The organism is Ectobacillus polymachus (assembly GCF_048159605.1).
GTDB classification, from domain to species: Bacteria; Bacillota; Bacilli; order Bacillales; family Bacillaceae_G; genus Ectobacillus; species Ectobacillus polymachus.
In genome coordinates, this window is the sequence record NZ_JBLREB010000003.1 from 58,848 (window position 1) to 82,121 (window position 23,274).

Sequence of the window (23,274 nt, forward strand, 5' to 3'; positions counted from 1 at the left end):
GACCGCAATGCGCTATAAAAGCATATTTTATAGTGTCTATCGCGGTCTTTTCTTTTTTTAAAAGGAGGAAAAACGGATGAGCACGTTATTTTCAACAATACAAAGAAAAGAATTGCTAACAAATATGAATAAGATGCAGGTCGATGTAATTGTTATTGGCGGAGGAATTACAGGATCAGGCATTGCACTAGATGCTACTACAAGAGGAATGTCTACTGTTTTATTTGAAATGCAGGACTTCGCTGCTGGTACATCAAGTCGTTCTACAAAGCTTGTTCATGGAGGATTACGTTATTTAAAGCAGCTTGAAGTGAAAATGGTAGCAGAAGTAGGGAAAGAACGAGAAATCGTATATGAAAATGGGCCGCATGTCACAACTCCAGAATGGATGTTACTCCCGATATATAAAGGAGGAACATTTGGTAAATTTAGTACGTCACTTGGGCTTCGTGTGTATGATTACTTAGCAGGTGTAAGGCGGAGCGAACGTAGATCTATGCTAAATCGTGAACAAACGCTGAAGAAGGAGCCACTTATAAAGCAAGAGCATTTGAAGGGCGGCGGCTACTATGTAGAGTATCGAACTGATGATGCAAGGTTAACCATTGAGGTGTTGAAGGAAGCTGTAGCACATGGTGCAAAGGCAGTGAACTATACAAAGGTAGAAGAACTCCTTTATGAAGGAAAAAAATTGATTGGCGTTCGTGTTATAGATGTACTGGATCAGAAAGTGTACGAAGTATATGCCAAGAAAATTATTAACGCTACTGGACCATGGGTAGATACGTTACGTGATAAAGATCATTCGAAAACAGGGAAAAGATTGCAGCATTCTAAAGGAGTTCATCTCGTCATTGATCAAAAGCGTTTCCCTCTAAGTCAAGCGATTTATTTTGATACACCAGATGGAAGAATGGTATTTGCTATTCCAAGAGGCGGGAAAACATATGTAGGTACAACAGATACATTTTATGATCAAGATGTCCAAACACCTAAGATGACGAGGGCTGACAGAAAATATATAATGGATGCTATTCATTATATGTTTCCATCTGTAAATATCACAAAGCAAGATATAGAATCGAGCTGGTCAGGCGTTCGGCCGCTTATCTATGAAGAAGGGAAAAACGCTTCTGAAATATCACGTAAAGATGAAATATGGCAATCTGAAAGTGGACTTGTGACGATTGCTGGCGGGAAATTAACTGGATATCGAAAGATGGCTGAAGTGGTAGTAGATTTAGTCGCTTCTCTTCTTAAAAAAGAAGGACATGGATCATACAAAGCTTGTCAAACGAAGCATATGCCGATATCAGGGGGCCATGTGGGCGGATCAAGGGAATTTGAAACATTTATAATGAAGAAAATAAAGGCAGGCATAGACTGTGGATTAACGAATGAACAAGCGGATCACATTGCTCGTTTCTATGGATCAAATGCTGATATTTTATTTAAATTAGCGAAAAAGTATAGCAAAGAAAATAATGGCATGCCGTTAGATGTATTTCTTCCGCTTATCTATAGTATGGATTACGAAATGGCCACGAAGCCAATTGATTTTTTTATTCGTCGAACAGGCGCATTATTTTTCAATATGAATTGGGTACATGAATGGAAGGATACGGTTATTACCTATATGGCAAAACGGTTACACTGGAATCCAGACGTTAAGAAGAGATACACAGAAGAACTGGAACAGGCGCTGCGAGACGCGGTTATACCTGTTGATGAAGGTATTTCTGAGAGGGCATAAAAAAAAGGGAGTGATAATCACTCCCTTTTCTTCTTGCTATTTTAATTATTGACCAGCAGGAGTTTGTCCAGCTTGTGGCTGTGCAGGCGCTGGATTTAAAGCATCCTTTAAGTCTTTATCTTCTACAGTTGCATGAACTTTCTTAAATTCTTTATCAATGAAGTCGTTCATAAAGGCAGAATCCTGCATTTTCTGATCAACGAGTTGTGAACGAATGGTTTCTTTTACTTGATCAAATGGTTGCAGTGGTTTAATGTCAGTCACCTTGATGATGTGGTAACCGTATTGTGTTTTAACAGGGTCACTAATTTGACCTACTTTCAATTTATAGGCAGCATCTTCAAATTCTGGTACCATTTTACCAGATGTGAAATAGCCTAAATCTCCGCCTTTATCCTTCGATCCTGTATCTTCTGAATATTGCTTAGCTAAATCTTCGAAAGATTGACCTTGATTTAATAAATCCTTAACCTTTTTAGCAGTCGCTTCATCTTTTACAAGAATATGGCTAGCTTTAATTTCAGGTTTGTAATGGTCTTTTAATTCTTGATCTGTAATGCTAGCTCCAACTGCCTTTTTCAATGCTAAGCTTGCACGAATTTGGTTTTTGAAAGAATCTTGTGTCATGCCGCTTTGCTTAAGAAGGCTATCAAATTGATCGCCGTATTGTTGTTTTGCTTTATCAAATTCATCATTTACTTCTTTATCCGTTACATTGTAATTTTTTGTGAATACCTTTTGGATTGTAAGTGCTTTTAAAACGTTTGCTCCAGCTTGCTGCTTCATAGAATCGTAAAATTCTGTTTTTGTTACATTTCCTGCATCTGTTTTAACAACTACATCAGAATTACCGCAAGCAGAAAGTGCAAGTACGCTGGTAGCTGCTAGCGCAATTAGTGCTTTCTTCATTCAATAACACTCCTACACATTTTTTTTAGTACAAGTATGGTCAAATGGTACAACAAATAATATAACATACTTCCTGATGTTTTCATATGGACAAGCCAAATTATTCCTAATTCTTAACGGTAGCTTAAAAAATTGAGACATAATATTTTTTGCTGATAGGTGCAATATGGATTATGAAAAATTCGAATAGGTAAATGCCTACTCCTTTATTTCAAGCTATGCATAGAATATGTTACAGAGCATAAAGGAGGTGTCAGTAATGAGTGGAGGATTCGGAGTCTTTGGTGGCTTTGCGTTAATCGTTGTATTGTTTATTCTATTAATTATTGTGGGAGCGGCTTGCTTCTGTTAATATGCCATGTAAGGGAGAAAAACTATTTCGGTCAGCAAAACGCTGACCGAATGCTTTTCTATCGTACATAATGGAGATTCACCGTTAACAAGCTTTCATTTCGAAATGTATTTCATCTCCTAGATGTAGGATTTTTGTGGAAAAAAATTCGTAGATGAAGAGATCGAAGGAAAGTATTGGTGAAGAGACTTTACGTATGTAAAAGAGCGCTTACAAGGAAAGGTAAGAAGGATAGTGCCTACTTCTTTATAAGCTTTTTGTCCTTCTCAATAAAATTTTCTTCGATATTCTCTAAGGATTTTTCGAAAATATCAATGAAATCCTGGCCATAGATGTTTCTTAAAATGGCAATTAATTCAATGTTTTCTGGAAATTTACCGTAAAATTCACGGAGTGCAAGGGCGCCATTTAATACGGAGTTTTGTTCAGGTACGTATTCTTCCAAAAGGTTAAGAATAAGTTCTTCGCCTTTTTCTGTTATTTCAATATACGTGTTTCGTTTGTCGTCTTCTTTCTTAGAAAATACAAGTAATCCACGTTCCTCAAGCTTTTTGGAGAAATTAAATGCAGTAGAAACATGCATCACTCCAAATTTAGCAATTTCAGAAATAGAAGCCCCCTTTAAATGATAGGCAATGGAAAGAATATGATGTTCATTTATGTTTAGATCATAGGGCTTAATCCATTGCTGCCAATCTTTTTCTACACTTTTCCACAAGGCCTTCGATAGTTGACAGATACGTTGGTTGAAAATAAGAGCTTCTTTTACTGAATAGCTTTTTTCCCCATTATTCATTGATTCACCTACTTCCTTCGTTTTCTATAATATTATATCTATTATGCCAGTAAAATAAAAATTAATAAAGTACTTTTGTAAGAATTGTCAAAAAATTTTTTATAAGCCAGAACTTACCAGTTCTGGCTTATATGTGATGTTCTTATTCTTTTGGTGAAACATTTTTCTGAAGCGATTCAATGGATTGTTGAATCGCTTGGATTTCTTTTTGGATATTTTCTTTAGTGGGTTCTATTTCTTGTTTCCAAGAAGAAAATGTTTTTTGTATATCATTTTTAAGTTCAATAAATACATCTTTGCTTTCTTCGGCAGTTTGGATTATTTGGTTCTTAAGTTGAATCGAATCTATTTTCATTTCATCGATGGATTGTTTCAAATCATCACTTTTTCGCTTAATGGTAGAACGCATTTCTTTTCCAGAAGATGGTGCTGAAAGTAGAACAGCAACAGCTGCAGCGGCTCCTCCGCAAATAAAGCCAGTAAGAAACGTTTTATAATTTGACATTATTCTACCTCCTTAGGTTTAAGATGGCTTTGTTATCAAGACTTTATAGATGACTAGCAACGGAATCTGCCATAGCTTTTAATTCTTCTGATGTATAGGCATCATAATGTGTCTTCCATATAGAACCGAAGCTGTCGTCATTTTCATATCTTGGAATAAGGTGCATATGAAAATGGAATACGCTTTGACTAGCTTTTTCTCTATTATTGTTTAGTATATTTAAACCAACTGGTTGAAATTGTGCATCAATCGCGTTTGCAATTTTAGGTACCACACTGAATATGCTTGCTGCAATTTCAGGTGTTAAGGCAAAAACGTCTTGTTTATGTACTTTTGGGATTACAAGCGTATGACCTTTTGTAACCTGACTAATGTCTAAAAAAGCGAGAACATGTTCATCCTCGTACACTTTTGCACATGGAATTTCTCCTTTAATAATTTTGCAAAAAATACAATCTTCCTCTGAATGATGCATATCGTTCACCCTTTCTTTTTCGTCTTACCCGTATCTTACCATAATTACACATTAGACAAAACAAAAAGAAAGGCGGAGCTGGCTCGTACTGCTCCGGAGGGCAGAGGTTTCTCCCGCACAAAGGTGCTTTTTACCTTTGAAAGGGAGAGTTCTCTGACCGGAAGGAGCAAGCCTGCGAAGCTAGACAAGAAAAGCGGAGCTGGCTACTGCCTAAAATAAAAAACAGGAAGCAAAGCTTCCTGTTTCATGAAGAAGGAGGTATGTTGAATCAATTCGCTTGGTTACCTTTAGGAAACACCTCATTTACGGAAAAATTTGGCATTGTTTCTTCGCTATTCTGCTAGAGACACCCCATTTGTTATGAAGTATATGCTATTTTCCTGTGAATCCTTTTTGTTCTATTTTCGTCTTACGGAAGAATGCATCTAACTCTTTTTGGAGTACAGATTATCTAATCTCCGATAGACACCTCATTTCGAACAAATTATGTCATTATCGTTGACTTGGTCCAATACAGACACCCCATTTCATGATAAAGAATGAAACATTCGTTTTTCATTACATTCTGGGATTTTTGTTCAACAACTTCCTTCTTCCTTTATTAATGTAACCAATTCTAAATAGACTATACGTATAATTTTTCTTTTTGCTCCGTATTCGAAATGCTATGTAGCTCGGTCTTTTTTTGGTAAGATAAGGATAGTATCCCTAAGGAGAAAGGATGGGACTATGGAATCATTATTAGAAGTACAGCATGTAACAGGGGGCTATTCGAAACGGCCTGTATTACAAGATGTTTCATTTTCTGTAAAGCCTAATGAACTTGTAGGGTTAATTGGATTAAATGGTGCTGGGAAAAGTACAACAATTAAACATATTATCGGACTTATGACACCAAAACAAGGAAGTATTACGATTCAAGGGAAAACATTTCAAGACAATCCAACATTCTATCGCAGTAGTTTTACATATATACCGGAATCACCGATTTTATATGATGAATTAACGTTGGAAGAACATTTAAAGCTGACTGCTATGGCATATGGAGTGAGCGAAAAGCAATATGAAGAAAGAATACAATCGCTTTTAACAGAATTTCGGATGAACAATCGTTTAAAATGGTTTCCTTCTCATTTTTCAAAGGGAATGAAGCAAAAGGTAATGATCATGTGTGCCTTTCTTGTGCAGCCATCTCTTTATATTATTGACGAGCCTTTTCTTGGTCTAGATCCTCTTGGCATCCAATCTTTACTTGAACTAATGGGACGTATGAAAAAAAGTGGAGCCGGTATTTTGATGAGTACACATATATTAACAACGGCTGAGAAATATTGTGATTCGTTTATCATTTTACATCACGGGAAGGTTGTGGCAAAGGGAGGCTTACAGGATCTGCAGGAGCAATTTTCAATGCCAGGTGCGTCGCTTGATGATCTATATATTGAACTAACAAAGGAAGAAAATCATGAACACAGTTGAATTGTGGAAGAAGCGATTTGAGCTTTTTGTGAAGGAAATGAGAACATACGGGAAATATATTTTCAATGATCATCTCAAGTTTGTGCTTATATTTGCGATTGGAATCGGCGCTTATTATTACAATCAATGGCTGCAAACATTGTCTCCTTCCTTTCCGACTTCTTGGCTAATGGCTGCTAGTTTTGCTTTCGTTGTAATAAGTGGAGGTGTTCAAACGTTTGTAAAGCGACCAGATATTGTATTTTTACTTCCTTTAGAAGAGAAAATGAAGCCTTATTTTAAAAGAACGTTTCTTCTTTCCTATTTTGTTCATTTGATGATCGTCTTATTGACAGGGTTGGTACTGGCCCCGCTTTATAGTCATCAATATAAGGAAGGAATGTCTACCTATATAATATTGCTTGCTTTGCTTGCAATTGTTACATGGTGGAATTTGCTTATCGTATGGGAACGAACCTATGCAATGGATGAGCGGGTGCGAACCTTTGATTATATCGTTCGATTAGGTCTGACGTTTGCCTTTGTATTTAGTCTTCTAAGTAGATTGTCGATTATGTACACAGTAGTCATAGTGGCAGGTATGGGTGTGTATTTGTTTTCCCTTTATCGTAAGAAAGAAAGACAAGGGTACAATTGGGAGCAGCTAATCGACGAAGAAGAGAAAAAAAAGCTACGATTGTACCGGTTTGCAAACCTATTTACGGACGTACCGCAATTAAAGGAACGTGTGAAGAGAAGAAAGTGGCTTGATGTATTTACCACAGCTGTTTCCTTTTCGCAAGCGAATACGTATTCGTTCTTGTATATTCGATCGTTTTTACGCTCAGGTAGCTATTTCGGTATGTTTGTAAGACAGCTCATTCTTGGAGGTATACTTGTTTATTATGTACCGTTTTTATATGCAAGAATGTTTATAAGCCTGTTATTTATTTATGTTATCGCCTATCAATTGATTAGTTTGGCTAAGCGTTATCACGTAATGTTATGGACAAACTTATATCCAATACCAGTAGAAACGCAAAGACGAGCATTTTCATCTCTGCTTATCCGCTTGCTCCTTCTACCATCTGTTGTATATTCAGTGTTATTTGCAATTGCTACCTATAATTGGCTGATGGCAGTAATTATTCTACTATGTAATCTGTTTTTCAGCTATGGATTTACCTATGTATATGGAAGTAAACGAATAAAAACCATTATATCTTAAAATAGGAAGTTGACTGACGACGTCTACAAGCGAAAGGAGAGTAGTTTTTTACTCTCCTTTCGCTTGCTTTTTGTGCATAAACGAATATTTTCTTCTAATACTAATACAAACCATCATTTGGTAAAGGAGACGCGATTGCCTTGAAGAAGGGACTCATCTTAGCAGGAAGCGTGGCAATTGTATGTGTAGTCGCACTTGTTGGTTATTTATGTATTATATTTTTGGGGAATTTTGTTATTGATGACAAAAAGCTTGTGTTCCAATCTACCTCACGCATAGTAGATGAACAAGGAAATGAAATCACTAAAATGTATGATGAAAATAGAGAACTTGTTTCGATAGATGAAATTCCTCAGTATGTGCAGCATGCATTTGTAGCAGCTGAGGACACGAGGTTTTACGAGCATCACGGGGTGGATTTCACATCTATTTTTCGTGCATTATATAGAGACATTCTTGCTGGTTCTAAGGTCGAAGGTGGAAGCACCATTACACAGCAATTGGCGAAAAATATATTTTTAACGAACGAAAAAACCTGGCTGCGAAAAACACAGGAGTTAATTATTGCGGTTAACCTAGAACAAAGATATACGAAGCCGCAATTATTAGAAATGTATGCAAACCAAGTTTATTTTGGTCATGGCGTATACGGGATTGAAACTGCTTCCCAGTTTTATTTTCATAAACATGTAAAGGATTTAACTGTGTCAGAAGGTGCACTATTAGCAGGGTTAATGAAGGCTCCTACTACATATTCGCCCATTATGCATCCTAACAAAAGCAAGGAGCGCCGTGATTTAGTTCTTTCATTAATGAATAAGCAAGGATTTTTAAATGCTGAAGAAACGGTACGACAACAAGGAAAAACATTGGGGCTCGATGTGCTGTCTGATAAGGAAGAACAAGCTTTTCTACCTTTTATTGATATGGTATTTCAAGAAGCCGCAGATACATACAAGTTATCCTACGAAGAAGTGTTGCGTGGCGGTTATACGTTTGTCGTTACACTAGATCCAACTATACAGAAAAATGCGTACAACCTCTTTCAGGACAATCGTAATTTTCCAGAGGGCAGCAATGATATAGAAGGTTCGTTTGTACTTATGGATAGTAAAACAGGTGGAATTAAGGCGGCGATTGGGGGACGACACTACGTTTTGCGAGGCTATAATCGCTTGTATATGAAAAGGCAGCCTGGATCGGTAATGAAGCCAATCCTTGTTTATGCACCAGCTCTTGAAACGAAGAAATATCAGCCGTATTCGATGTTATCAAATGAAAAGCAATCGTTTGACGGTTATATTCCTCGCAATTATCACGATATCTATTCAAAGGAAATTACCATGTTTGATGCCATTAAAGACTCAGCTAATGTACCTGCTGTTTCGCTTTTAAATGAAATTGGTATAGACGCAGCGAAATCTTATTTGAAAAAAGCGAATGTGAACATTAGTGATTCTGGCTTGAGTGCAGCATTAGGGGGATTAAAGGAAGGGGTATCTCCGCTAGATTTAGTTAAAGTGTATCGTTCGTTTTCAGCAGATGGCAATGTTGTGGAACCACATGTGATTGAGCGCATTATCAATCAAAAGGGTGCTATTTTAGGTCAGGCTTCACAAAAAGAAACGAATATATTTTCAAAGCAAACGGCTTGGTATATGACTCGTATGTTAGAAGGAACAGTAAAGGATGGCACGGCACAATCGGGTACATATAATGGTGCACTTGCTGGGAAAACAGGAACTACTTCGCTCCCAAATCGTGATAAAGGAGCAAGAGATACGTGGTTTGTCGGATATACACCTCGGCTCGTAGGTGCTGTGTGGATGGGGTATGATCGCACTGACGAAAGCCATTATGTAACAGCAGGTAGCGATTTTCCGACGAAATTATTTAAGAAAATTTTAACCTCTTCTCATGTTGAGACGGATACGGCATTTGCTATGCCTGATGGGGTAGAAAATATAGGAGAGCCAATCCGGCTTGCAAAGGTAACGAATGTACACGCAAAGCTTACTTTTACCCCATTTGGATTATTTACGGTAAAGCTTACATGGAATCCGCTTTCGGATAGTCGTGTACAATACCGTATTTATAAGAAAGAAGGAGATTCAAGTACGTTACTTACAACAGTAACCGGACAAGGTGAGTATGAAATGGAATATGTGAATGTATTTGCTGTTCCAAGTTTATATATCGTACCATTTAATCCACAAACGAATCGTGAAGGGGAAAAAACAGAGTGTGTCAAGTCCTAAGCGAATGAGCAATATGGTATAATGCGAAAGAGAATGAGTCATAGCTTGAAATAGACAATAGAGAATTGCAAAAGTGTCAATTTGTTGAACTTAAGTATTCTACTGTACAACTTTTTAGGTAAGAAGGTATAGTTAGGAAAAGATATGATATAAGAATACGCTATCATTATGGAGATTGAAGGGAGTTAGGGGTTGTGGTACGACAATTCAACGAAACGTTTCTAAGAGCATGCAGAGGAGAAAAGACAGAATATGTCCCAGTTTGGTATATGAGACAAGCGGGACGCTCTCAGCCGGAATATCGTAAAATTAAGGAAAAGTACTCTTTATTTGAAATAACGCATCAGCCGGAATTGTGTGCATACGTTACGAAGCTGCCGGTAGACCAATATGGTGTAGATGCCGCCATCCTTTATAAAGATATTATGACACCGCTCCCATCCATTGGAGTAGAAGTAGAAATTAAATCAGGTGTTGGTCCTGTTATAAATAACCCTATTCGTTCATTACAAGATATAGAAATATTAGGAGAAATTCATCCTGAACAAGATATTCCATATGTACTCGATACGATACGATTATTAACGAAAGAAATGCTAGATGTTCCACTCATCGGTTTTTCTGGTGCTCCGTTTACGCTTGCAAGCTATATGATTGAAGGGGGACCATCTCGAAATTATAATAAAACGAAAGCGCTTATGCACGAGGATGAAGCAGCATGGTTTGCGCTTATGGATAAATTAGCAACGATGACGATTGCCTATGTTAAGGCTCAAGTAAATGCTGGAGCAAAGGCAATTCAAATTTTCGATTCTTGGGTAGGTGCCTTGAATGTGGCAGATTATCGAACCTATATTAAGCCAGTGATGCAACGTATTTTCTCCGAGCTTCGTCCATTGAACGTTCCGCTTATTATGTTTGGAGTAGGAGCAAGTCACTTAGCAAATGAATGGAATGAACTGCCACTTGATGTTGTAGGATTAGATTGGCGCCTGCCGATTGCAGAGGCACGAGCTCGCGGTATACATAAAACAGTTCAAGGAAATCTTGATCCAGCTATTTTACTTTGTTCATGGGATGTAATTGAGAAAAATGTGAAGATGATCTTGGATGAAGGTATGAAGCAACCGGGCTATGTATTTAATCTTGGCCACGGCGTATTTCCTGAAGTAAAGCCAGAAACATTGCAACGTTTAACATCATTTATTCATGAGTATACGGCACTCCATCAGTAACATTAGAATGATAGAAGGCGGGATTTAAAGCATGAAAAAGAAAATAGGTATACTCGTAATGGCGTATGGCACACCATACAAGGAAGAAGACATTGAACGATATTATACGCATATTCGTCGAGGAAGAAAGCCAACTCCTGAAATGCTAGAAGATCTAGAAAGACGATATCGCGCAATTGGCGGCATTTCACCACTTGCAAAAATTACAGAAGAACAAGCCACTAAGCTAGAAGCAAGACTAAATGAAATACAGGATGAAATAGAGTTTCATATGTATTTAGGATTAAAGCATATTGAACCATTCGTAGAAGATGCCGTTTTGCAAATGCATAAAGATGGCATTGAGGAAGCGATTAGCCTTGTGCTAGCTCCTCATTATTCTACATTCAGTGTTAAATCGTATAACGGCCGTGCGAAAGAAGAAGCAGCAAAGCTTGGCGGTCCTGTTATTTATAGTATAGAAAGCTGGTATAAGGAGCCTAAGTTTATTGCTTATTGGGCAACAAAGATTAAAGAAACGTATGCATCTATGCAGCAAGAAGAACGTGAACATGCTATCTTAATTGTTTCAGCTCATAGCTTGCCAGAAAAGATAATTGCAGCAGGGGATCCTTATCCTGAACAGTTGAAAGAAACAGCAGAGCTTATTGCGAAAGCTGCGGGTATAACTGATTATGCTATAGGCTGGCAAAGTGCAGGTAATACACCTGACCCATGGATTGGACCAGATGTACAGGATTTAACGTTAGATTTATATAATAAACATGGCTATAAGGCATTTGTATACGCTCCTGTAGGATTTATTGTTAATCATCTAGAAATTTTATACGATAACGATGTGGAGTGCAAGGCAGTTACCGATAAAGTCGGTGCAAGCTACTATCGTCCAGAGATGCCTAATGCCAAGGCCGAATTTATTGATTGCTTAGCCCAAATCGTTATAAATAAAACAGTCGCGATCTCGAAATAGATGCAGCAAGAGGAGGAACCATCATGGAACAACAGATTGTGATTATCGGTGGCGGGATTGCTGGACTCACAGCCGCTTACTATTTACAAAAGGAGATACATAGCCTGCAGTTGCCTTTACGAGTGTTACTTATCGAATCCACTGCTAAGCTAGGCGGAAAAATTAAAACGGTACATAAGGATGGCTTTGTCATTGAAAGAGGACCGGATTCCTTTTTAGAGCGAAAGACAAGTGCAAGCCGTTTGGCTAAGGAAGTGGGATTAGAAGGTGAGCTTGTAAACAATGCAACAGGGAAATCTTATGTGTTAGTGAATGGAAAGCTGCATAGTATTCCGCAAGGCAGTATGATGGGGATTCCAACACAAATACAACCATTTCTGTTTTCTGGAATGTTTTCTCCTCTTGGAAAATTGAGAGCAGGCTTTGATTTTATTCTCCCTCGTTCTAAAGCTGCAGATGATCAATCTCTCGGTCATTTTTTCCGTAGACGACTTGGTAATCAAGTAGTAGAAAATCTAATTGAACCGCTTCTTTCCGGTATTTATGCTGGTGATATTGATGAGATGAGCTTAATGGCAACCTTCCCTCAGTTCTATCAGGTTGAGCAAAAACATCGAAGCATCGTATTAGGTATGAAAACACTTGCTCCGCCAGTTCGTAAAACGAGCAAGCCAAAGGGAATATTCCAAACGCTGCGCTCTGGTTTGCAAACTCTTTCAGATGCTGTTGAACAGCATCTTGAAGAAGGATCTGTGCTAAAGAGTACACGGGTAGAACGAATAGAAAAAAAGGACGATGGTTATGTATTGCAGCTTAGTAATGGGAAAGCGATAGAAGCAGTATCTGTTATTGTTGCTGCACCACATCAATCATTAGCAAATCTATTGCCGCAATATGAGGGGTTTCAATTTCTTCATACCATTCCATCTACTACAGTAGCCAATGTAGCGCTAGCCTTTTCAGAAGAGGCAATTACACGTGATATAAAGGGAACGGGATTTGTTGTATCACGAAATAGTGATTTCAGGATTACAGCATGCACATGGACACACAAAAAATGGCCGCATACCACGCCAAAAGGAAAAGCATTACTTCGTTGCTATGTAGGAAGACCGGGCGATGAAGAAATTGTAGAGAAATCGGATGAAGAAATTGTAAGTATTGTGATGGAAGATCTAAAGAAAACGATGGACATTGATGCAAATCCTGAATTTGCGATAGTATCTCGTTGGAAACAAGGAATGCCGCAATATACGGTTGGACACAAACAACGTTTGGCACAGCTAACCGCTTTTATGGAGAAAGAACTGCCCGGTATTTACGTAGCAGGAAGTTCTTATCGCGGTGCCGGCGTACCAGACTGTATCGATCAAGGAGAAGCAGCGGTAAAGCAAGTTCTGCAATACATTTCAAAGGAACAAAAACCACTTTAACTGTTAGGGATGTCCCATAAGTCAGCGAACTGGCCTATGGGACAAATTTTCTGTACGTTACAATTTGTGAGTTCAACAAATATCCTTTCCTAAGTTCCTCTAGTAAAATCATCCTATATTGATTTCGTCTTTTTCTTGTGCTATTTATTTTACTATGTTATGATTCATTCGTACCAATTGACCGGATTGTTCATATGGTCATTTTTGAAGGGGGTGAGAAGTTGGCGATAGATCGAAAACGATCAATTTTAGAAGCAGCTTCAAAATCGTTTGCATCCTATGGCTATAAGGCGACAACCATGGAGCAAGTTGCTAGGTTAGCAAATGTAGGAAAGGGAACGATTTATACATTTTTCAAAAATAAGGAGGAATTGTTTGGTGAAATCACTTCCCGTCTTATTGAAGAAATGAAGCAAGTTGCAAATGAAGCAATTGATCCAGATAAACCTTTTTTCGAGAACGCGCATCGTGCTCTTTATAGTATTCTTGAATTTCGCAAGGAACATCAATTGATGATTAAGCTTGTTCAAGAAGAAAAAGAAATAGGCACTCCAGAAGTACGGGATGTAATGCGACAACTTGATGATGCAATGATTACATTTATTCAAGCTAAGCTGGAGAAAGCGATTGAAAAGGGCGAGATTCAAGAATGTGAAACTGAGATAACGGCTTTTATTATGATTCGCCTATACATTGCTCTTATATTTGATTGGGAACAAACCCATAAGCCGTTAGAAAAGGAGCATATCGCTCAGTTATTCGAGAAATATTTGCTGAAAGGATTGTCAGAATAGATAATCCTTCTTCTTACGACAAGAATGACTAAATGGACATAATGGTCAATCGTTTTAGACAGGAGGAGATAGAAACAATGAGAGGATTCACGCTGCTAGGAAGAGAATTCTTAGCCATTTTGAAGAATAAAAGATTATTAATTCCAATTATTGCGGTGCTGTTTGTACCTATATTGTATGCGGGGATGTTCCTGTTGGCGTTTTGGGATCCATATAGCCATTTGCAGGATCTTCCAGTAGCGGTTGTGAACTTGGACAAAGGCGCAGTAGAGGATGGCGAATCGTTTCACGTTGGAGACGAGTTTATCAACAATTTAAAAAAGGATAATAATTTTAAATGGGAATTTGTTGATGAAAAAACAGCCATGGATGGATTGCATAATCGCAAGTATTATATGATGGTACGTGTACCAGCTAATTTTTCAGAAAATGCTACTACGCTGCTAAAGGATCATCCAGAAAAGCTTCAATTGGAATATGTTCCGAATGAAAGCGCCAATTTCTTATCCTCACAAATTGGAGGATCCGCAGTTGAAAAGATAAAAGAAGAAATAGGAAGTACCTTATCTGCAACCTATGCAGAGAAAATGTTTGCAAATTTGCAGAAGGTCTCTACTGGATTTGAAGATGGAAGCAAGGGAGCAAGTCAATTACATGATGCAACCAGTCAATTAAAAGATGGATCACAACAGCTATCTGATAATTTAAATAAAATAAGCGACGGAGCACCACTCTTATATAATGGATCATCTAAGCTACTAACAGGTTCACAGCAGCTATCAAGTGGTCTTAATGAGATGAGTTCAGGAGCACCACTTTTATACGACGGCTCACAAACGATTACAAATAAGCTAGGAGAATTAGGTAACGGAGCTTCTCAGTTATTAGCAGGTTCGGAGCAACTATCAGGTAAACTTAACGAAATGAGTTCAGGAGCACCATTGTTGTATGCAGGCTCGCAAAAAATCACAAATGGTTTAGGTGAGCTAAACAGTGGGTTGCCAAAATTATATGATGGTTCTTTACAGTTATCAGATGGATTAAATACATTAAATGCTAACGCACCGAAGCTTTATAAAGGTGCTCAAGGCATAAGTGGCGGAGCAACTTCGCTTGCGGATGGAGCATCTCAGTGGAAAGCTAAAGCCGACCAAGCTAGTAGCGGTGCTAAAGCAGCATCTGATGGTGCCCAGCAAGTTAGTGATGGACTTTCGCAAATCAATCAGCAACTAGATGCACTGCCAGAACCATATAAAAGTCAATTAAAAGCAGCTATGCAAAAAGCAATCGATGGAAATAAAAAGGTTGTTGCTGGTACACAGCAAGTAGCAGATGGTACAAGTGCGTTAGCTGCTAAAGCAGGTGATATTAGCAAAGGTGCTTCTTCCCTTGCAGCAGGCGCTGATCAATTAACAAGTGGACTAGATGACTTAAAGACAAATGCACCAGTATTAGCAAAAGGAGCAAGTGACTTAAGCATAGGTCTTGAACAAGCGAAAACAGGAGCAAGTCAATTAGCAGAAGGATCAGGTCAATTAACAGATAATCTGAGTACGATAAAAGACGGAGCACCGTTGTTAGCAGACGGATCGAATATGATCACAACAGGTCTTGGGCAAGTGACAACCGGAGCAAATCAATTAGCAGCAGGCTCAGGTCAATTAACAAGTGGTATTGGTAAAATGAAGGATGGAGCGCCATTATTAGTAAATGGAGCAAACCAAATTACAGATGGACTTGGTCAATTAACAAGTAATCTTGGTGAAATGAAAGATGGGGCACCGTTATTAGCAAATGGTTCAAGACAAATTACAGATGGCCTAACGAAAACAAATGATGGAGCAGGGGAACTAAGTAATAAGCTAGGCGATGGAGCCAAAGAAACAGGAAGTATTAAAGCCAATCAGGACACCTATCAAATGTTTGCAAGTCCTGTACAATTGAAAACAGAAAAAGTAAACGAAGTTCCTAACTATGGAACTGGATTTGCACCATATTTTCTATCACTAGGCTTATTTGTCGGAGCACTTCTTATTAGTATTGTGTTCCCAATGCGTGAAACAGTAGGTATACCAAAAACAGGATTTAGCTGGTTTGTTAGCAAGTTTGGTATATTAGTAGGTGTCGGTATTTTCCAATCACTTATAGCCGACTTGATCTTGCTGGCGGGATTAAAAATTCACGTCCAAAGCATTCCAATGTTTATCCTAATAAGTATAGTTACAAGCATTACGTTCCTTGTACTTGTACAATTTTTCGTAACAGCTCTTGGCGATGCTGGTCGCTTTATGGCGATTATCATTTTAATTTTACAGCTTACAACGAGTGCTGGAACATTCCCACTCGAATTACTTCCAGCTTCCTTACAGCCGCTAAATGCATGGTTGCCAATGACGTATAGTGTATTTGGATTTAAGGCTGCTATTTCAAGTGGAGATTATAGCTTCTTGTGGCAAAATATAGGTATTCTTATGCTGTATATTGTACTGTTTACAGCAGCAACCGTTGCCGCTTTATCTGTACTTCATAAACGTCAATTTACGAGAACAGAAGAAGAAAAATAATACAAATTCAAAAAAACTTCTAGGGGGAAACCTTTAGAAGTTTTTTTATATGTGTATAAATTAAGTAGAACATTTACAAAAAATTGATATTTACTGTTGAAAATTCAAACTAGCTGCTATATAATGTTAGAATGGTAAGCGCTTTCAGATTATAAGGGGGAGAGATTGGTGTCAACAATTGAAGACGTGGCAAAATTGGCCGGTTTATCCCGGACAACCGTTTCACGAGTCATAAATGACCATCCGTATGTTTCTGAGGACAAGAAGAAAAGGGTAATCGTTGCTATGAACACGCTAGGTTTTGTCCCGAATTCTGCTGCACGAAGATTACGTAAGCAGAAGACGGAAACGATTGCAGTGTTAGTTCCTCGGGTGACAAATCCCTTTTTTAGTAAATTAATAGAATCACTCGAAATAGAAGCATCAGAATATAAATATAAGCTCATCATTTGTCAAACTAGATATTTACCAGAAAAAGAAATGGAATATTTACAGCTTCTCTCTTCTAAGCAAGTGGACGGAATTATTTTGTGCTCTTTACAAAATAAATGGGAGAAGGTAGAGCCTTATTTAGAGTATGGACCCATTGTCTTGTGTAATGAATATGCAGAAGAAGCAAATATCCCAACGGTGAAGTTTAATCAAAAAGAAGGGGCGTACATAGCTACGAAGCATTTACTTGAACAAGGCCATCGTCGTTTATTATTTTGTAGCGGCAGCGAAGAAAGCATGGTTGTGCAGCATCGAAAGGAAGGGTTTGTCCAAGCCGTTTCTGAGTATAAAAATCAAGTCGATACGATCGATTTTCTAGATAACGCTTACGACATTGAAGATGGTAAAAAGGTCTTTCAAGCTATTATAAAAATGCCAAAACCTTCTACCGCTGTTTTTGCAGGTGGAGATGAAGTAGCCGCAGGTATTATTTCAGAAGCAAAGCGAAATAAATGGAGTATTCCTAACCAACTTGCGATTGTAGGATTTGATAATCAAATTCTATCTGATATTATGGACCCAGCTATTACGACGGTTTGCCAGCCAGTAAATAAAATGGCAAAGAAAGTAATGGAACTTATGTTGGAAAAAATTAACACTCGAAACTATCGAAAAAAAGAAGTATTTGAATTTGATCTTGAACTTCTTGTGAAAGAATCCTCAACATCAAAAACTATGATTCGATTAGCCTAGCAAACGGTTTGCTAGGCTTTTTTTTATTGATTATCAGACTAGTACAGAAAAATAGCCCCCTATATAAGGGAGCTTATATTTTAACATACTATGTGAATCTCCTAGATTAATGAAAGCCGCAAGTATTAAACCTCTTTGTGATTGCAATCTTCGCATTTATTGTGGTAAGCCTCAGCTTGCTCGTTAATTTCCTTCCCACATTCCGTGCATTTTTTAGCAGGTAAATTTCTAAAGAACTCCATTGGACTTTGTAGCATATTGTCCCTTCCCCCTTTGTTATTGCACTACTAGTCTGCTACTCATGAAGAATAGCAATCTGGTAGAACACTTGTAGTATTTACGTTCCTTAACATTATATGCTCTGTATCACTTATTGTAGTAGTACAAATAAACAAAGTCAATAACTGTTTTATAACAATCATAAAGAAAAATGAAAATTTCATAAAAATCGATTATAGTTAAAGGGAAATGAGAAACTAGCCTTAAAGAAAGGATGATGACGAATGAAAGTAACAGTAGTAGGATTTTGGGGCGGATATCCAGAAGCAGGCGGAGCAACATCAGGTTATTTGTTTGAACACGATGGATTTCGATTACTAGTTGATTGCGGTAGCGGTGTTTTATCACAATTACAATCTTACATAGATGTGAAGGATTTAGATGCAGTACTTCTTTCTCATTATCATCATGATCATGTGGCAGATATTGGGGTATTGCAATATGCTCGTCTTATTCAATCGGTTACAGGAACACCATTACATGAATTACCTATTTATGGTCATGTAGAAGATGAGAAGGGCTTTCAATCGTTAACCCACGAGAAATTTACGAAGGGTATGGGATACGACCCAACAAAATCACTGCAAATTGGTCCTTTTTCCATTACATTTAGAAAAACCATTCATCCTGCACCTTGTTATGCGATGCGTATCGTAGCAGGAGAAGATACAGTCGTCTATACTGCAGATACGAGCTTTTTCCCTGAGCTGACTCCATTTACAAGCGGTGCCAATCTTTTCATATGTGAATGTAATATGTATGCAGATCAAGATGGTGCGAGAGCAGGGCATTTAAATAGTACCGAGGCAGGAATGATAGCCAAGGAAGCAGGCGTGGATACATTGTTGTTAACACATCTGCCTCATGTTAGAGAGCAATCTGATTTAGTGAAGGAAGCGAGCAAAACGTTCGATGGTCACATCGTTTTAGCGCATGGAGGATATACTTGGAATAATTGAGGTGAAAGTATGCGTTTTATTGACAATAGAGGAATTACAGATCCAACCATTAACTTAGCTATCGAGGAATATTGCTTAAAAAACCTAAATATAGACGAAACGTATTTGCTTTTTTATAGTAACGAACCGTCAATTATTATCGGGAAAAATCAAAATACAGCCGAAGAAATTAATGCAGACTATGTGAAGGAGCATGGTATTCATGTTGTGCGCCGCTTATCAGGCGGAGGAGCTGTTTATCACGACCTCGGAAATTTAAATTTTAGCTTTATTACGAAAGATGACGGGGAAAGCTTTCATAACTTTAAGAAGTTTACCGAACCTGTAATCGATGCGCTGCACGGTCTTGGTATACAAGCAGAGTTAAGCGGACGAAACGATATAATGGCCGAAGGACGGAAAATATCAGGGAATGCACAGTTCTCAACAAGAGGAAGAATGTTTAGCCATGGGACCCTTTTGTTCGATTCGCATATGGATGATGTGGTAGCGGCTCTTAATGTAAAAATGGATAAAATTCAGTCGAAAGGGATTAAATCTATTCGTAGCCGCGTAGCAAATATTCGGGAGCTATTAGATCAAGATATGACTATAGAGCAATTCCGACAATTGCTGCTGCAATCCATTTTTAATAACGAAGCAGTTCCAACCTATGAGCTTACCGAGAATGATTGGACTGCTATTTATAAGTTGTCCGAGGAACGCTATCGAAATTGGGATTGGAACTATGGAAAATCACCGAAGTTTAATTTGCGGCATTCTCATCGTTTTCCGGTTGGGCAAATCGATGTACGTTTAGAAGTGAATAAAGGGATTGTAGAAATGTGCAAAATTTACGGTGATTTCTTTGGCGTAGAGGATGTAAAGGATATTGAAGCGGCTATTGTTGGTGAAAAATTCGACAAGGATAGTTTCTTAGCTGCACTAGGCCATATTAACGTGAAAGAATATTTTGGTAGCCTTACAAAAGAAGAGTTTCTAACGCTGTTTTTCTAATTTGACATGAGAGAAAGAGGTCATCATGTAATATGAAGATGATCTCTTTTTTTCTTCTATGAATATAGCTTGCTTCTTTATTTTTCTATCGATTATAATGAAATTGTAATTTATGGAAAAAATTGAAAGGGGGGCTTTTCTAGTGAATCTTGTTTATTCTCTAGGAAAAACGGCAAGAGAGAAAGGGAGTAAAACGGCGTTTGTTTTTGAAGATAAGGAAACATCCTATGCTGATTTATACGATGCGGTTACGAAATTTGCAAGTGGATTATTTGATCTTGGCATTCGTAAAGGTGATCACATTGCTTTGCTTGTTGGAAATTCCCCGTATTTTATCATTGGGAGCTACGGTGCTATGCTTGCTGGTGCAACTGTCATTCCAATTAATCCTTCTTATACTGTAGACGAGCTTCAATATATTTTACAAAATGGGGATGTAAAAGCAATCATTGCTGTTGATTTACTGCTGCCAAAAATCCAAGAAATTGAACATCAATTGCCAGCATTGGAATATATCATCGTATGTGCTACTTTATCTACAGAGCTACCATGTAACGAAAAAATGAAAACGTTTACAAGTTTAATAGCGGAAGGAAACCTAACTGTAAATATACCGAGTATTGATGATGATGATCCAGCGGTTATTTTGTATACATCTGGTACAACGGGAAAACCGAAGGGTGCTGTCCTTACCCATTATAATTTATATAGCAACGCCCGTGATATTGCAGCTTATTTGCAATTTAGCGAGCAGGAAAAGATAATCGCAGCCCTTCCAATGTTTCATGTTTTTTGCCTTACGGTTGTAGTAAATGCTCCAATTGTCAGCGGTGCAACGATTATAATCCTTCCGAAATTTAGTCCAAAGGATGTATTTCGTGTGGCAAGGCAATATAAGGCTAACGTATTTGCTGGTGTCCCGACGATGTACAACTTCTTATATCAACTACGAAACGGTCATGAGGAGGATTTTCAACATATACGTCTTTGTATATCAGGAGGAGCTTCTTTGCCAGTTGCCCTTCTTGAAAATTTCGAGAAAACTTTTCATGTTCGAGTTTCTGAAGGATATGGTCTTTCGGAAGCTTCACCTGTTACATGCTTTAATCCGCTCGACCGTCCTCGAAAACCAGGATCCATTGGTACAAGTATTTGGAATGTAGAAAATAAGGTGGTTAACGAGCTAGGGGAAGAGGTGCCATTAGGAGAAGTGGGCGAGTTGATTGTTCGTGGTCCCAATGTAATGAAAGAATATTATAAAATGCCAGAAGAAACTGCTGCAACAATACGTGATGGTTGGCTGTATACAGGCGATCTTGCGAGAATGGACGAGGAAGGCTATTTTTACATTGTAGATCGCAAAAAGGATTTAGTCCTTGTGGGAGGCTATAACGTATATCCGCGGGAAATTGAAGAGGTACTGTACAAGCATGAAGCTGTATCGGAAGCAATTGTAATAGGTGTACCAGATGAAAGCTATGGAGAAGTAGCAAAAGCCTACGTAGTAATGAATGAATGTTCAGCCAGTGAGGAGGAACTCATTCATTATTGCTCCGCCCATCTAGCTAAGTATAAAGTACCATCCTCGATTACATTTTTAGAAGAACTCCCTAAAAATACGACGGGGAAGATATTACGACGCGCGCTTCGAGAATCGTTGGCACATAATAAAAAAGGATAAGCAGGTAAAAACTATCAGAAGGCTTTTCTTCTGATAGTTTTTTACATTCTGCGAACGTTCTGTTCTAATTTAATGGACAGGGACCTAAAATAGTAATAATAGGGTATTGTTGGGACATCGAGGAGGGTAAGGCATGAAGAAAGTTATAGGTTGGTCCTTGCTGTTTTATGTGGTGTTTGAGCTGTTTATGTATTGGTACTTATTTTACGGAACGAATGGAGCCATTCCAGCGGGATTTAAGGGAACGAATGCAGATCCTGCAACATTCATGAATGCAAGAGAGCTTCTGCTTAGTCAGGAGTATTCGAGTATTAAATACTTCTTATATTTTGTATCGGCTCCATTAGAATGGATTTTTCTGTTGTTTATCCTTGTCATTGGTATTTCAAAACGATTTGAAGCATGGGCAAAACAAGCAACGAAAATCAAGATCTTACAGCTATTTCTATACTATTTTCAACTTTCTCTCCTAACGACATTGCTTGCTCTTCCACTGAAAGTAATCGGGTATGAGATATCGAAATCCTATCATATTACGACACAGTCCATGGCTAGCTGGATAAGAGATCAAGTAATAGATTTTTGGATAAACTTCGCTCTTATGTTTGTTGTACTAGGTGTACTTCTATGGCTTATCAAAAAAAGTGAAAAGCGCTGGTGGGTCTATGCATGGGCGCTCTCGATTCCCTTTACGATATTTCTAACGTTTATTCAGCCAGTCTTCATTGATCCACTTTATAATACATTTACTCCTTTACATAATAAAGAGCTAGAGCAGAAAATATTAACGATGGCTGCAAAGGCAAATATTCCTGCAAGCCGTGTGTATGAAGTGAATATGTCAGAGAAAACAAACTCTCTTAATGCCTATGTAACAGGGATCGGTAAAAATTCACGAATTGTTCTATGGGATACGACTTTGAAACAACTAAATGATAATGAAATCCTGTTTATTATGGCACATGAAATGGCCCATTACGTTAAAAAGCATATTTATTGGGGAGTCGCCGGATATATTGTCTTATCATTTGTTGGTTTATATATGCTTAGCCGTATTCTCTCTTGGATGCTAAGGAAATGGAAGCATATTCTGCAAATTCCATCGTTAAGAAGTTTTTCGATTATTCCACTTTTCTTTCTGATTTCATCTGTATTATCATTTGCAGTTAGCCCATTGACGAATTTCGTCTCGCGAGTCGAGGAGAGAGCTGCTGACACCTATGCAATGCAGATGACGCACGACAAAGTTGCTGCTGTTGCCACATTTCAAGATTTATCCAAAACGAGCTTAAGCCAAGTAAATCCGCCTCCTGTAGTGAAATTCTTTCTGTACACACATCCAACAATTTTTGAACGGATTGAATATTTAGACAATTATGATGTAGGGAAATAATATAAAAGTGATGTAAAACAGTGCATTTTGCACTGTTTTTTTTGTTATTTT

At 38.0% G+C, this 23,274-nt stretch carries 20 protein-coding genes; 15 read left to right on the plus strand and 5 right to left on the minus strand.

Translation table 11 applies throughout. The features are described from left to right. The first annotated feature begins 76 nt into the window (after nucleotides 1-76). Nucleotides 77-1,753 (plus strand): glycerol-3-phosphate dehydrogenase/oxidase, encoded by a 1,677-nt coding sequence (locus ACM5BR_RS14315; RefSeq protein WP_416828666.1) that lies wholly within the window; start codon nucleotides 77-79, stop codon nucleotides 1,751-1,753. Between the two features lie 45 nt (nucleotides 1,754-1,798). Here ACM5BR_RS14315 and prsA read toward each other — a convergent pair whose 3' ends face one another. Next, on the minus strand, nucleotides 1,799-2,662 hold the full coding sequence (gene prsA / locus ACM5BR_RS14320; protein ID WP_416828667.1) for a peptidylprolyl isomerase PrsA: 864 nt from the start codon (nucleotides 2,660-2,662) through the stop codon (nucleotides 1,799-1,801). Nucleotides 2,663-2,921: 259 nt separating this feature from the next. On the opposite strand from prsA, the gene ACM5BR_RS14325 reads away from it, so the two are divergent. Then, complete coding sequence (locus tag ACM5BR_RS14325) at nucleotides 2,922-3,014, plus strand: YjcZ family sporulation protein (RefSeq protein ID WP_416828668.1); 93 nt, start codon at nucleotides 2,922-2,924, stop codon at nucleotides 3,012-3,014. 238 nt (nucleotides 3,015-3,252) lie between these two features. Here the strand turns inward: ACM5BR_RS14325 and ACM5BR_RS14330 are convergent, their stop codons facing one another. The 3 genes from ACM5BR_RS14330 to ACM5BR_RS14340 all read right to left on the minus strand — a co-directional run bounded on the left by ACM5BR_RS14330 (nucleotide 3,253) and on the right by ACM5BR_RS14340 (nucleotide 4,790). After that, the gene (locus ACM5BR_RS14330) at nucleotides 3,253-3,810 is read right to left on the minus strand and encodes an HTH-type transcriptional regulator Hpr (protein ID WP_416828669.1); all 558 of its coding nucleotides are present in this window, start codon (nucleotides 3,808-3,810) and stop codon (nucleotides 3,253-3,255) included. A gap of 142 nt (nucleotides 3,811-3,952) precedes the next feature. Then, the gene (locus tag ACM5BR_RS14335) at nucleotides 3,953-4,315 is read right to left on the minus strand and encodes a YtxH domain-containing protein (protein ID WP_416828670.1); all 363 of its coding nucleotides are present in this window, start codon (nucleotides 4,313-4,315) and stop codon (nucleotides 3,953-3,955) included. A 43-nt stretch (nucleotides 4,316-4,358) separates the two neighbouring features. Beyond that, nucleotides 4,359-4,790 (minus strand): HIT family protein, encoded by a 432-nt coding sequence (locus ACM5BR_RS14340; RefSeq protein ID WP_416828671.1) that lies wholly within the window; start codon nucleotides 4,788-4,790, stop codon nucleotides 4,359-4,361. A 729-nt stretch (nucleotides 4,791-5,519) separates the two neighbouring features. Between ACM5BR_RS14340 and ACM5BR_RS14345 the strand changes: the two genes are divergently transcribed. From ACM5BR_RS14345 to ACM5BR_RS14385, 9 genes are all read left to right on the plus strand, one after another. After that, entirely contained in the window at nucleotides 5,520-6,269 is a 750-nt protein-coding gene (locus ACM5BR_RS14345) for an ABC transporter ATP-binding protein (protein ID WP_416828672.1), read from the plus strand. Continuing rightward, nucleotides 6,256-7,476, plus strand: a complete 1,221-nt coding sequence (locus ACM5BR_RS14350) for an ABC transporter permease (protein ID WP_416828673.1) — start codon at nucleotides 6,256-6,258, stop codon at nucleotides 7,474-7,476. The genes ACM5BR_RS14345 and ACM5BR_RS14350 overlap by 14 nt, the downstream gene beginning before the upstream one ends. A 140-nt stretch (nucleotides 7,477-7,616) precedes the next feature. Next, a complete protein-coding gene (locus ACM5BR_RS14355; protein ID WP_416828674.1) occupies nucleotides 7,617-9,734 on the plus strand; it encodes a transglycosylase domain-containing protein in 2,118 nt (705 codons plus the stop codon). A 194-nt stretch (nucleotides 9,735-9,928) separates the two neighbouring features. Then, nucleotides 9,929-10,969: a uroporphyrinogen decarboxylase gene (hemE, locus tag ACM5BR_RS14360; protein ID WP_416828675.1), complete on the plus strand. Its 1,041-nt coding sequence runs from the start codon at nucleotides 9,929-9,931 to the stop codon at nucleotides 10,967-10,969. A gap of 31 nt (nucleotides 10,970-11,000) precedes the next feature. After that, nucleotides 11,001-11,939, plus strand: coding sequence for a ferrochelatase (gene hemH, locus ACM5BR_RS14365; protein WP_416828676.1), 939 nt, complete (start codon nucleotides 11,001-11,003; stop codon nucleotides 11,937-11,939). Between the two features lie 23 nt (nucleotides 11,940-11,962). Then, complete coding sequence (gene hemY, locus ACM5BR_RS14370; RefSeq protein ID WP_416828677.1) at nucleotides 11,963-13,372, plus strand: protoporphyrinogen oxidase; 1,410 nt, start codon at nucleotides 11,963-11,965, stop codon at nucleotides 13,370-13,372. Between the two features lie 221 nt (nucleotides 13,373-13,593). Further along, a complete protein-coding gene (locus tag ACM5BR_RS14375; protein WP_416828678.1) occupies nucleotides 13,594-14,166 on the plus strand; it encodes a TetR/AcrR family transcriptional regulator in 573 nt (190 codons plus the stop codon). Nucleotides 14,167-14,243: 77 nt separating this feature from the next. Continuing rightward, nucleotides 14,244-16,730: a YhgE/Pip family protein gene (locus ACM5BR_RS14380; protein WP_416828679.1), complete on the plus strand. Its 2,487-nt coding sequence runs from the start codon at nucleotides 14,244-14,246 to the stop codon at nucleotides 16,728-16,730. A gap of 168 nt (nucleotides 16,731-16,898) precedes the next feature. Further along, on the plus strand, nucleotides 16,899-17,915 hold the full coding sequence (locus ACM5BR_RS14385) for a LacI family DNA-binding transcriptional regulator (protein ID WP_416828680.1): 1,017 nt from the start codon (nucleotides 16,899-16,901) through the stop codon (nucleotides 17,913-17,915). 125 nt (nucleotides 17,916-18,040) lie between these two features. Here ACM5BR_RS14385 and yhfH read toward each other — a convergent pair whose 3' ends face one another. Further along, nucleotides 18,041-18,172: a protein YhfH gene (yhfH, locus tag ACM5BR_RS14390; RefSeq protein ID WP_416828681.1), complete on the minus strand. Its 132-nt coding sequence runs from the start codon at nucleotides 18,170-18,172 to the stop codon at nucleotides 18,041-18,043. A gap of 246 nt (nucleotides 18,173-18,418) precedes the next feature. Between yhfH and ACM5BR_RS14395 the strand changes: the two genes are divergently transcribed. The 4 genes from ACM5BR_RS14395 (at nucleotide 18,419) to ACM5BR_RS14410 (ending at nucleotide 23,223) form a co-directional block, all read left to right on the plus strand. Then, nucleotides 18,419-19,153, plus strand: coding sequence for an MBL fold metallo-hydrolase (locus tag ACM5BR_RS14395; RefSeq protein WP_416828682.1), 735 nt, complete (start codon nucleotides 18,419-18,421; stop codon nucleotides 19,151-19,153). Nucleotides 19,154-19,162: 9 nt separating this feature from the next. After that, entirely contained in the window at nucleotides 19,163-20,149 is a 987-nt protein-coding gene (locus tag ACM5BR_RS14400) for a lipoate--protein ligase (RefSeq protein WP_416828683.1), read from the plus strand. Nucleotides 20,150-20,291: 142 nt separating this feature from the next. Further along, a complete protein-coding gene (locus ACM5BR_RS14405) occupies nucleotides 20,292-21,830 on the plus strand; it encodes a fatty acid--CoA ligase family protein (RefSeq protein WP_416828684.1) in 1,539 nt (512 codons plus the stop codon). Between the two features lie 133 nt (nucleotides 21,831-21,963). Then, nucleotides 21,964-23,223, plus strand: coding sequence for a M48 family metallopeptidase (locus tag ACM5BR_RS14410; protein ID WP_416828685.1), 1,260 nt, complete (start codon nucleotides 21,964-21,966; stop codon nucleotides 23,221-23,223). Nucleotides 23,224-23,274: the final 51 nt, after the last annotated feature.

Coding starts and splice junctions, on each gene's coding strand:
- ACM5BR_RS14325 (WP_416828668.1), top strand. CDS start 2,922: ATGAGTGGAGGATTCGGAGTCTTTGGTGGCTTTGCGTTAATCGTTGTA.
- hemY (WP_416828677.1), top strand. CDS start 11,963: ATGGAACAACAGATTGTGATTATCGGTGGCGGGATTGCTGGACTCACA.
- hemH (WP_416828676.1), top strand. CDS start 11,001: ATGAAAAAGAAAATAGGTATACTCGTAATGGCGTATGGCACACCATAC.
- ACM5BR_RS14410 (WP_416828685.1), top strand. CDS start 21,964: ATGAAGAAAGTTATAGGTTGGTCCTTGCTGTTTTATGTGGTGTTTGAG.
- ACM5BR_RS14335 (WP_416828670.1), bottom strand. CDS start 4,315: ATGTCAAATTATAAAACGTTTCTTACTGGCTTTATTTGCGGAGGAGCC.
- ACM5BR_RS14350 (WP_416828673.1), top strand. CDS start 6,256: ATGAACACAGTTGAATTGTGGAAGAAGCGATTTGAGCTTTTTGTGAAG.
- ACM5BR_RS14380 (WP_416828679.1), top strand. CDS start 14,244: ATGAGAGGATTCACGCTGCTAGGAAGAGAATTCTTAGCCATTTTGAAG.
- prsA (WP_416828667.1), bottom strand. CDS start 2,662: ATGAAGAAAGCACTAATTGCGCTAGCAGCTACCAGCGTACTTGCACTT.
- yhfH (WP_416828681.1), bottom strand. CDS start 18,172: ATGCTACAAAGTCCAATGGAGTTCTTTAGAAATTTACCTGCTAAAAAA.
- ACM5BR_RS14340 (WP_416828671.1), bottom strand. CDS start 4,790: ATGCATCATTCAGAGGAAGATTGTATTTTTTGCAAAATTATTAAAGGA.
- ACM5BR_RS14315 (WP_416828666.1), top strand. CDS start 77: ATGAGCACGTTATTTTCAACAATACAAAGAAAAGAATTGCTAACAAAT.
- ACM5BR_RS14345 (WP_416828672.1), top strand. CDS start 5,520: ATGGAATCATTATTAGAAGTACAGCATGTAACAGGGGGCTATTCGAAA.
- ACM5BR_RS14395 (WP_416828682.1), top strand. CDS start 18,419: ATGAAAGTAACAGTAGTAGGATTTTGGGGCGGATATCCAGAAGCAGGC.
- ACM5BR_RS14330 (WP_416828669.1), bottom strand. CDS start 3,810: ATGAATAATGGGGAAAAAAGCTATTCAGTAAAAGAAGCTCTTATTTTC.
- ACM5BR_RS14400 (WP_416828683.1), top strand. CDS start 19,163: ATGCGTTTTATTGACAATAGAGGAATTACAGATCCAACCATTAACTTA.